Source organism: Pseudomonas sp. YQ_5, assembly GCF_043103305.1.
Lineage (GTDB): Bacteria > Pseudomonadota > Gammaproteobacteria > Pseudomonadales > Pseudomonadaceae > Aquipseudomonas > Aquipseudomonas putida_Y.
Genome location: NZ_JBICJS010000094.1, coordinates 21,289 through 30,692, shown reverse-complemented (window position 1 = coordinate 30,692; position 9,404 = coordinate 21,289). Strand labels below are relative to the sequence as shown.

The window sequence follows — 9,404 nt, the reverse complement described above, 5'->3', positions numbered from 1 at the left end:
AGCAACAGCAACAGCAACAGCAACGCAGCAACGCAGCAACGCAGCAACAGCACAGTACAGTTTTGCCTTGTTATTTCCATTGACTGTACCGGTCGGTGACTCCGCATAATGACGCCTCGAATTTACCCGGAGGTGGCATGCGCAAGACAGTCCTGGTACTGGTGGAAACCGTCGACGATTACCTGCCCATGCTGGAGCAGGCCGGTTACCACCTGATCCGTGCCCCTTCGCCGCAACTGCGCGCCGATGCCATTCATCGCCACGCCGAAGAAATCGATGCGGTGCTCACCCGTGGTCCGCTGGGGCTATCCGCCGCCGAAATTGACGCATTACCCAGATTACAGATCATCTGCGTGATCGGCGCCGGCTACGAGCAGGTCGACCTGGCCGCCGCCGACGCCCGCGGCATAACCGTCACCAATGGCGCCGGGGCCAATGCCGCAGCCGTCGCCGACCACACCCTGGCCCTGCTGCTGGCGCTGTTGCGCGACATCCCTCGTGCTGATGCCAGCACGCGGCGCGGTGAATGGAACCGGGTGATCAGCCCCTCGGTGAGTGGCAAACGCCTGGGCATTCTCGGCCTCGGTGCAGTGGGCCTGGCAATCGCCAAGCGGGCTCACTTGGGCTTCGACATGCGCGTCAGCTACCACAGCCGCACACCACGCCAGGGTGTGCCCTATACCTGGTACGACAGCCCCCGACAGTTGGCTGAAACCGTCGACATCCTGGTGGTGGCCACCCCCGGAGGTGCCAACACCCGGCATCTGGTCGATGCCCAAGTCGTTCAGGCTCTGGGGGCTGAGGGCTATCTGGTGAACATCGCCCGTGCCAGTGTGGTCGACACGCAAGCCCTGATTGACGCATTGCAGCGTGGCCAGCTGGCTGGCGCCGCGCTGGATGTATTCGATGACGAGCCGGCAGTGCCCGATGCACTCAAGGCCTTGCCCAACACCGTGCTCACACCCCACGTGGCTGGCCAATCGCCAGAAGCCGCGCGCGACACGGTGGCCTTGGTGCTGCGAAACCTGCAGGCGTTCTTTGCCGGTGAGCCAGTTTTGACCCCGGTACGCCCGTAACCTTTTTCCAGATATCTGCCCGGCAGCGCCCGGGCAACAAGGAGTGTGTGCATGCAACTCGAGATATTCCAGGTCGATGCCTTTTCCACTGAACCGTTCGGTGGCAACCCTGCCGCAGTGATCCCGCTGGAAAGCTGGCTGCCGGACGATGTGCTGCAGCGCATTGCCGAAGAAAACAACCTGTCAGAAACTGCCTACTTCGTGCGCAACGGCGAAACGTTCGACTTGCGTTGGTTCACCCCCGCCGTGGAAGTCGACCTGTGCGGCCACGCTACTTTGGCTTCGGCCTATGTGTTGTTCGAGCAACTAGGGGAGCAGGCGCAAGTGCTGCGCTTCAACACCCGCAGTGGCGAGTTGCGCGTCAGCCGTGGCACTGATGGCCTGCTGGCCATGGACTTCCCGGCCAAGCAACCCGTAGCGGTGGACATGCCGGCGGGCCTGCTGCAGGCGCTGGGCTTGAGCCAGGCACAGGTGGTGTACCGTAGCGACGATTATGTGGTGGTGATCGACGACGCCTTGCTGCTCGATACGTTGAAACCAGACTTTGTTGCACTGTCGGCCTTCGACGTCCGTGGCATTGCCGTGACCGCGGCAGGGCGTGGCTTTGACTTCGTCACCCGCTGGTTCGGCCCGCGGGTTGGTGTGAATGAGGACCCGGTAACCGGCTCGGCGCACACTTCGCTGGCGCCGGTATGGGCCCAGAAGCTGGGCAAGAAGGTGCTGAGCTGCGAGCAGGGCGGGGCACGCAAAGGGCAATTGCAGTGTGAAGTGCCGGGCAATGGCCGCGTGATCATCAGTGGGCGGGCGGCGTTGTACCTGCGGGGCACTGTGTACATCTAGCATGGCGTGCGATGCGCTGCGGGGGTTCTATAATTGCTGGCCCATCTTTCCGTTCAAGGAGCCACCCATGGCCCTGGAAAAACACGGCACCTGCCTGTGCGGCGACACGCGGCTTACGGTCACCGTCGACAACACCCATATCAGCGCTTGTCATTGCAGCATGTGCCGCAAGTGGACCGGCGGCCCGCTGCTGGTGGTGCACTGCAGCAAGCCTCCGCTGATCGAAGGGCGTGCGCCCAGCGTCTACGATTCGTCCGACTGGGCCCAGCGTGCTTTCTGTGGCCGCTGTGGTACGCACCTGTTCTACCGGCTCAAGGCCAACGACTTCCATGCCGTGCCGGTCGGCCTGCTCGATGGCGACCAAGCCTGGGATTTCGACCTGCAGATCTTCGTTGAACAGAAACCCGCGTGGTACTGCTTCGCCAATCAGACCAAGGAGCTGTCCGGCCAAGAGGTGTTCGAGCAGAACAGCTGATTCAACGCCATGTCTGTACGGGGGCATTCCGTTGGCGAATGCCTCCATACAATTCTGCGTGAACTTGCCAAACCGGTGCATTCCTGAGAAAAGGGCGGTTTTGTTTTTCAGCGTTGGAGTGTACCCGTGAGCCAAGAACTGCAGATCATCGACCTGGTCGAGGGTGACGGCAAAGCCGCCGTCAAAGGCGCCCTGATCACCACTCAGTACACCGGCTGGCTGGCCGATGGCAGCGAGTTCGACTCGTCATGGTCGCGCGGTAAGCCGTTCCAGTGCGTGATCGGCACTGGCAGGGTAATCAAAGGCTGGGACCAAGGCCTGATGGGCATGCGCGTTGGCGGCAAGCGCAAGCTGCTGGTACCGGCGCACCTGGGCTATGGCGAACGCAGCGTAGGGGCGATCCCGCCAAATTCGGACCTGACCTTCGAGATCGAACTGCTGGAAGTGCTCACGCGGGATGATTGAGTGGGCACGTTGCAACCCGAGGTTCTTGCACCTTACACAATTGCGCAACACCCAGCCCCTAATCTAGGCCTTGCCTAGGGAACGGCATCCACCTCCAGGGAGGAACCAAACGGGTTCGGGGCACTCTGACCCTGACGCGTTGCCAGGGATGGCATTCACTACACGGGCGCCCTGCAATTGGCCGGGTGATGTGGCGGGTAAACCCGATTTTCTCTGCCACACGAGCCTGCCTTGATGAAGTTGCCAACATTCTTCCGCCGTCGCCGTCACTTGCTGCTGAGTCTGTTGCTCACAGCCATCGCCGTACCGTTGGCGCTGGAGGCTGTCGAAAGCCGGGCACGACCGGTGGATGGCACCCAGACCCTGGTGTTTCTGCGTCATGGCGAGAAGCCGGGCGAGGGGCTCGGGCAGTTGAACTGCCAGGGCCTCAACCGTGCGCTGGACCTGGCCAGTGTACTGCCCGAGCGCTTCGGCAAGGCCGACTACGTGTTTGCCGCCAACCCCGCGCGGCATGTCGAGGAAGGCAGCCGGGACGAAAGCTACAGCTACATCCGCCCATTGATGACCATCACCCCCAGTGCCATCCGCCTCGGCTTGCCGGTGAATATCGACTACGGCGCCAACGACACTGCTGAACTGGCCGATGAGTTGCTGAGCGACAAGTACCGCAATGCGACCATCTACACTGCCTGGTCCCACGGCTACCTGCCGGAACTGATCAACACCGTGGCCGGCAAGGCCCTGGGGGAGGAGCGGGTGATCACCGAGGATTGGAGCGGCGAAGACTTCGACACGCTCTATGTACTGACCCTGACCTGGCAAAATGGCAAAGCCAGCCTGCTGAGCCGTAATGTGCGCCAGGGCCTGAATGATGGTGCGCATAGCTGCCCGACCTGATCCGCTGGTACTGTTTGGCAAGGAAGCTGGAACAGGGATGAGCGATGAAGCAGCGGGTAACGGTGATCGGTGGTGGAGTGGTGGGCCTGGCGACGGCTTACGCGCTGGTTCGGGAAGGGTGGTCGGTTGACCTGATCGAGGCCCGCGACAGCCTGGCGTCGGCCACCAGTTTTGCCAATGGCGGACAATTGTCTTATCGCTACGTGGCGCCGCTGGCTGATGCCGGGGTGCCGTGGCAGGCGCTGGGCTGGCTGTTGCAAGGCGAGTCGCCATTGCGTTTGCGCTTGCGCATGGACCCGGCCCAGTGGCGCTGGTTGCTGGCATTTACCCTGGCTTGCCGGCGTAGCGTCAATCGCCGTAATGCCGGGCAATTGCTTGAGCTGGCGCTTTACAGTCAGGCCGTTCTGGCGCAATGGCGCGAGGAGCAGAACCTGGGGGATTTTGCCTGGCGGCGCAATGGCAAGCTGGTGGCATTTCGAAGTGAACGGGCCTTTGCTCAAGGCCGGGAACAGTTGACGGACCCGACCAGTCAGCAGGTGCTGGCGGCTGACGAGCTGCGCGGGCTGGAGCCTGCCCTGGATGGCGCACCGTTTGTGGGTGGCGTGTTCACGGCGGGCGAAGAGGTTGGCGATTGTCACGTATTTTGCTTACGGCTGGAGGCGCTGTTGCGCGCGTCGGGGCAGTGCCGTTTCCTGCTTGGCCGGCCGGTGACGCAATTGGTTCAGCGCCAGGGCCTAGTCGTGGCACTGCAACTGGGCGATCAGCAACTGGACGTGGAGCAGTTGGTGCTGTGTGCCGGGCATCGCGGCCCAGGCTTGGCATTACCGGGAGTGCAGATACCGGTTTACCCGTTGAAGGGCTACAGCCTGACCGCGCCGATCAGCGCCGGGCACCTGCCCCCTGAGGTAAGCCTTACCGACTATGAGCGCAAGATCGTCTATGCACGCCTGGGGCAGCAGCTGCGGGTAGCGGCGATGGTGGACATTGTCGGGTTCGACGAGTCGGTGGACATGCGCCGTTTGCAGAGCATGCGGCGGCTGGCGCTGGAGACGCTGCCAAGGGCGGCGGATTATGGCCAGGCGGTGGAGTGGGCGGGGATGCGGCCGGCGACACCGACCGGGGTGCCGATCATGAGTGGGACGGTGTACCGCAACCTGTGGCTGAACCTGGGGCATGGGGCGTTGGGGTTTACATTGGCTTGCGGCAGTGCGCAGCGCCTGGTCAAGATGATGGGTTGTTAGTTACGGCCTCTTCGCGGGCACGCCCGCTCCCACAGGGACCCCACGGTATTCAGGCTTGTGGTGGTCCTGTAGCGGCTTTAGCCGCGAAGAGGCCGGTACAGGCGAAGGCTGTCTAGCGGCCGAAGCGCATCGGCCAGCCCACCACTTTCTTCGTCCGTGGCGTCGCATAGGTGCGCACTTTGGACGTGCTCAAACCCATGCGCACCAGCGATTCGGCAATGGTCACCGCTGCACTCACACCATCCACCACCGGCACGCCGGTGCGTTGGCGAATCTGCTCGTCCAGCCCGGCCATGCCGCCACAACCCAGGCAGATCACCTCGGCCTTGTCGTCACGCACGGCGCGTTCGGCCTGCCCGACAATCGCCTCCACGGCCCGCAGCGGGTCGGCTTCCAGTTCCAGCACCGCCAGCCCGCTGGCTCGCACCGAGGCACAGCGGTCATACAGGCCCGAGAGCTTCAGGCGGTCCTCGATCAGTGGCACGGTGCGGTCCAGCGTGGTTACTACGGAATAGGCGTGGCCCAGGTACATTGCCGTGCTGGCGGCGGCGTCGGTAATGTCCACCACAGGCACGTTGAGCAGTTCCTGCAGGCCTTCGCGGCCATGTTCGCCATAACCGGCCTGGATCACGGCATCGTAGGGCCCTTCAAAGGCCAGGACCCGGTCCATCACCGCGATGGCCGCCAGGTAGCTCTCGAAGTTGCCCTCCACCGATTCGGCGCCGAACCAGGGCGTGAGGCCGACGATTTCGGTACCGGGTGCGGCCACCGCACGGGCCTGTTCGGCAATGGCGTGGGTAATGGCTTCGGTGGTGTTGACGTTGGCGATCAGAATACGCATGGGCAGTCCTCCTTGATTAATGGCCGCTGTGGTCGACGGCGATGCACTCGCCGCTGACGTCGTGGTAGTGGCGGTTACGTGGCGCGATCAGCAGGTACAGGGCGGCGGCGATGCCGGCACCGATCAGCCAGGAGAACGGCGCGATACCCTGGAAGTTGGGCACCAGGGCCAGCACGATGGCCAGCAGTGCGGCGGGCACGAAGGCGGCCACGGCGCGCAGGTTGATGCCCTTGCTGTAGTGATAGGCACCGGCCGGGTGCTCGGTATACAGCTCTGGCACGTTGATGCAGCCTTTGCGCAGCAACCAGTAGTCGGACATGATCACGCCGTACAGCGGGCCGAGCAGGGCGCCCAGGCCCGACAGGAAGTACACGATCACCAGCGGGCTGTTGTACAGGTTCCACGGCAGGATCAGCACCGCCAGGGTGGCACTGATCAGCCCGGCACGGCGGAAGTTCAGGTGGCGCGGCGCCAGGTTGCTGAGTACGAAGGCCGGGGCGACGAAGTTGGCCATGATGTTCACCGCCACGGTGACGATCAGGAAGGCCAGGCAGCCGAGCACCAGGAATGGCGTGCTGGGTATGGCGGCGACGATCTGCGTCGGGCTGTCGATGATGTGGCCGTTGATCTGGAACTGCGCGCCGCACAGCACCACGGTGATCACGGCGAACACCAGGATGTTCACCGGCAGGCCCCAGAAGTTGCCGACGCGGATGGTCTTGCGGCAAGGCGAGGAGCGGGCGAAGTCACAGAAGTTCAGCACCAGGGTGCCGTAGATCGCCAGCCACAGTGCGCCGCCGGCAAAGATGTTGCGCCACATCTCGTAGCCGGTCAGCGGGGTAGCCACCGACCAGGCAATGCGCGCGTCGGCCTTGAAGTACATGAACACCGCCAGGGCGGCGACGGTCAGCAGGATCACCGGCCCGGCAAAGGCCTCGTAACGGCGCACCATCTCCATGCCGTAGGCCAGGATCACCAGTTGTACCAGCCAGATCGACACGAAACACACCCAGCCCAGGCTCGACAGGCCGAGGATGCTGTCGTGGTCGTAGGCTGCCAGTTGCGGCCACACGGCGGTGAGCAGCACCCGCAGCACCACCGATGCCAGATAGGTCTGGATGCCGAACCAGGCGATGGCGATGACTGCCCGGATCAGCGCCGGGATCTGTGCGCCGTGGATGCCGAAAGCAATGCGGCTGATGACCGGAAACGGCACCCCGGTTTTCTGCCCCATGTAACCCGACAGGTTCATGAAGAAGTACACCAGTGCCGCGCCGATGGCCAGCGACAACAGAATTTGTCAGCCACCCAGGCCGAGGGCGAACAAGCCCATGGCGAACGAATAGTTGGCGATATTGTGCACATCGTTGGTCCACAGCGCGAAGATGCTGTAGCCGCCCCAGCGACGGCCTTCCATACGCGTTGGCGCCAGGTCGCGGTTATGCAGGCGCGGGCTGAGAACAAGGTCCGGCTGGTGGCCGGCAAGCGTGGACGCGGGGTGTGTGCTGGCGACGGATTGTTCAGGGGCAAGGTCGAGGCTGCTACTCATTCCGGCGGGCTCCTGATGCACATGGACTGCGATGAGCGGGCATGCGCACGGGCTCGCCATCTCGTCGGTGCAGCGTTGGCATCACAGGGTTGTGGGCGCGGCGGCCGATATTGGGTCGGCGTCGCGGATTCTTGTGTATCTATGTTTTGTTTAAGTTGTATACAAAACACGAACACACAAAAGCGAGTTCCATGCCAAGGGAAGAGCAGGTTTCAGCAGGCGATCATTTCGAACTTATCTTGTTAAAAGGTAAGTTAATGAAATACAGAGAATATAAGTTGACCAAGTGAACAAGTTATATTTTTTGAAAGATTGATTAGTTGATCATTTGGTCAAAATAACGGGTGGAAAGTGTGTAACGAATTGGGGCGCTACTGAAGAAAGTGCACACAAAAATGGCACCTATGGTTACGTTTTTGTGTACAAAAAATAGTCAACTTTTCCAGTGCTGGCCTCTTCGCGGGCACGCCTGCGAGGAGGCCAGTACAGGGGCCAATCAATCCATTGGCGGCAACCGCCGCTTGACCGGGGTCTTCTTGATGATCGCGGTATTGGTCTCAGCCAGCACATTCATGAGGTCGAGGAGCGTGTCCAGCTGCTCCATCGAGCGCACATGCAGTCGGGCGACGAAGCAGTCTTCGCCAATGACCTTGTCGCATTCGGTGAACTCAGGGATGGCAATGATCTGGCGCTCCACTTCTTGCAGCTTCCCCGGTAGCGGACGGATGCGCACGATCGCCTGCAACTGGTAGCCAAAGGCGCGCGGGTCGACCTCCACGGTGTAGCCGCGCAGCACGCCACGCTCTTCCAGCCGGCGCAGGCGCTCGCTGACGCTGGGTGCGGACAGCCCGCTGATCTGCGCCAGCGCCTTGAGCGAGCGGCGCGAGTCCTCCATCAGAGCATTGATCAATAGTTGGTCGATGGCATCGGTCATACCCACCTCATCAGGTAATTCGTGTTATTTGCCTTGATAGTAAAGGCAGACCCACGAAGATGCCTTGGTTATCCGCTGGATGGCCAGGCTGTCGCCTTTGCATACTGTGGCCATCATCAACGGGAGGTTTGAGATGGACAGTTCATTGCGCCGTGGCTCGCTGGAGATGGTCGCCGCCATGCTGATTTCCGGGACCATTGGCTGGTTCGTGCTGGTGTCCGGCCAGCCGGTGCTGGATGTGGTGTTCTGGCGCTGCGTGTTCGGTGCCGTGACCTTGCTGGCGATTTGCGCCGCGTTTGGCTTTCTGCGCCCAGGTGTAATCAGCCGCACGGCATTTTTGCTGGCGATTGCCAGTGGGGTGGCCATTGTCGGCAACTGGCTGCTGTTGTTCGCTTCGTACGCGCGGGCGTCGATTGCCATCGGCACGGCGGTTTACAACGTGCAGCCATTCATTCTGGTGGGGCTGGCGGCGCTGTTTCTGGGCGAAAATATCACCTTGGCCAAGGTGACCTGGCTGAGTGTGGCGTTCCTCGGCATGCTGGCCATCGTCAGTGCCCATGGCGCTGGGCAAAGTAATGGCGAGGACTATCTGCTGGGGATTGCCCTGGCGCTGGGGGCGGCGTTTCTGTATGCAATCGCGGCCTTGATCATCAAACGCCTGAGTGGCACGCCCCCGCACCTGATTGCGTTGATTCAGGTAACCACGGGTGTGTTGCTGCTGGCGCCATGGGTCACGCTTGGCGGGTTACCGGTCGAAGTGCCGGCGTTGGCCAGCTTGTTGACACTGGGCATGGTGCACACCGGCCTGATGTATGTGCTGCTGTACAGCGCCATCCAGCGTTTGCCCACGGCGTTGACCGGTGCGCTGTCTTTCATTTACCCGATTGCGGCAATTCTGGTGGACTGCGTGGCGTTCGGGCACCGCCTGGCGCCGCTGCAGTGGCTGGGGGTGGGGTTGATCCTGCTGGCGGCGGCGGGCATGCAACAGGGGTGGTGGTTCCGCTCGGCGCGGCATCCTGTAGGCGCGGGTTTACCCGCGAAGAGGCCCGCAAGGTAGAATGCCGCTTTTTGCCAGCCTGCGATCCG

Annotated in this window: 9 protein-coding genes and 1 pseudogene; 7 read left to right on the top strand and 3 right to left on the bottom strand. The window is 62.3% G+C overall.

The annotated features are described in order from the left end of the window. The first annotated feature begins 137 nt into the window (after positions 1-137). From ACF8EA_RS20860 to ACF8EA_RS20835, 6 genes are all read left to right on the top strand, one after another. Positions 138-1,076: a 2-hydroxyacid dehydrogenase gene (locus tag ACF8EA_RS20860; RefSeq protein ID WP_392523117.1), complete on the top strand. Its 939-nt coding sequence runs from the start codon at positions 138-140 to the stop codon at positions 1,074-1,076. A gap of 51 nt (positions 1,077-1,127) precedes the next feature. Then, positions 1,128-1,916 (top strand): PhzF family phenazine biosynthesis protein, encoded by a 789-nt coding sequence (locus ACF8EA_RS20855; protein ID WP_021782991.1) that lies wholly within the window; start codon positions 1,128-1,130, stop codon positions 1,914-1,916. Positions 1,917-1,983: 67 nt separating this feature from the next. Beyond that, positions 1,984-2,391 (top strand): GFA family protein, encoded by a 408-nt coding sequence (locus ACF8EA_RS20850; RefSeq protein WP_392523115.1) that lies wholly within the window; start codon positions 1,984-1,986, stop codon positions 2,389-2,391. Positions 2,392-2,517: 126 nt separating this feature from the next. After that, complete coding sequence (locus ACF8EA_RS20845; RefSeq protein WP_003254365.1) at positions 2,518-2,856, top strand: FKBP-type peptidyl-prolyl cis-trans isomerase; 339 nt, start codon at positions 2,518-2,520, stop codon at positions 2,854-2,856. A gap of 234 nt (positions 2,857-3,090) precedes the next feature. Continuing rightward, complete coding sequence (locus ACF8EA_RS20840) at positions 3,091-3,753, top strand: histidine phosphatase family protein (RefSeq protein ID WP_392523114.1); 663 nt, start codon at positions 3,091-3,093, stop codon at positions 3,751-3,753. A 44-nt stretch (positions 3,754-3,797) separates the two neighbouring features. Next, positions 3,798-4,994 carry an FAD-dependent oxidoreductase gene (locus ACF8EA_RS20835; RefSeq protein ID WP_392523112.1) on the top strand — a complete coding sequence of 399 codons (1,197 nt, stop codon included), beginning with the start codon at positions 3,798-3,800 and terminating at the stop codon, positions 4,992-4,994. A 112-nt stretch (positions 4,995-5,106) separates the two neighbouring features. Here the strand turns inward: ACF8EA_RS20835 and ACF8EA_RS20830 are convergent, their stop codons facing one another. From ACF8EA_RS20830 to ACF8EA_RS20820, 3 genes and pseudogenes are all read right to left on the bottom strand, one after another. Next, positions 5,107-5,835, bottom strand: a complete 729-nt coding sequence (locus ACF8EA_RS20830; protein WP_021782996.1) for an aspartate/glutamate racemase family protein — start codon at positions 5,833-5,835, stop codon at positions 5,107-5,109. Between the two features lie 16 nt (positions 5,836-5,851). Continuing rightward, positions 5,852-7,384 (bottom strand): annotated as a pseudogene (locus ACF8EA_RS20825) (NCS1 family nucleobase:cation symporter-1). A gap of 496 nt (positions 7,385-7,880) precedes the next feature. Then, on the bottom strand, positions 7,881-8,318 hold the full coding sequence (locus tag ACF8EA_RS20820; RefSeq protein WP_392523110.1) for an Lrp/AsnC family transcriptional regulator: 438 nt from the start codon (positions 8,316-8,318) through the stop codon (positions 7,881-7,883). 133 nt (positions 8,319-8,451) lie between these two features. On the opposite strand from ACF8EA_RS20820, the gene ACF8EA_RS20815 reads away from it, so the two are divergent. Beyond that, a complete protein-coding gene (locus ACF8EA_RS20815) occupies positions 8,452-9,375 on the top strand; it encodes a DMT family transporter (protein WP_392523109.1) in 924 nt (307 codons plus the stop codon). The last annotated feature ends 29 nt before the right edge of the window (positions 9,376-9,404 follow it).

Excerpts from the sequence above, each read along its gene's own strand:
- ACF8EA_RS20835 (WP_392523112.1), top strand. The coding sequence starts at position 3,798 with ATGAAGCAGCGGGTAACGGTGATCGGTGGTGGAGTGGTGGGCCTGGCG.
- ACF8EA_RS20820 (WP_392523110.1), bottom strand. The coding sequence starts at position 8,318 with ATGACCGATGCCATCGACCAACTATTGATCAATGCTCTGATGGAGGAC.
- ACF8EA_RS20840 (WP_392523114.1), top strand. The coding sequence starts at position 3,091 with ATGAAGTTGCCAACATTCTTCCGCCGTCGCCGTCACTTGCTGCTGAGT.
- ACF8EA_RS20855 (WP_021782991.1), top strand. The coding sequence starts at position 1,128 with ATGCAACTCGAGATATTCCAGGTCGATGCCTTTTCCACTGAACCGTTC.
- ACF8EA_RS20815 (WP_392523109.1), top strand. The coding sequence starts at position 8,452 with ATGGACAGTTCATTGCGCCGTGGCTCGCTGGAGATGGTCGCCGCCATG.
- ACF8EA_RS20830 (WP_021782996.1), bottom strand. The coding sequence starts at position 5,835 with ATGCGTATTCTGATCGCCAACGTCAACACCACCGAAGCCATTACCCAC.
- ACF8EA_RS20850 (WP_392523115.1), top strand. The coding sequence starts at position 1,984 with ATGGCCCTGGAAAAACACGGCACCTGCCTGTGCGGCGACACGCGGCTT.
- ACF8EA_RS20860 (WP_392523117.1), top strand. The coding sequence starts at position 138 with ATGCGCAAGACAGTCCTGGTACTGGTGGAAACCGTCGACGATTACCTG.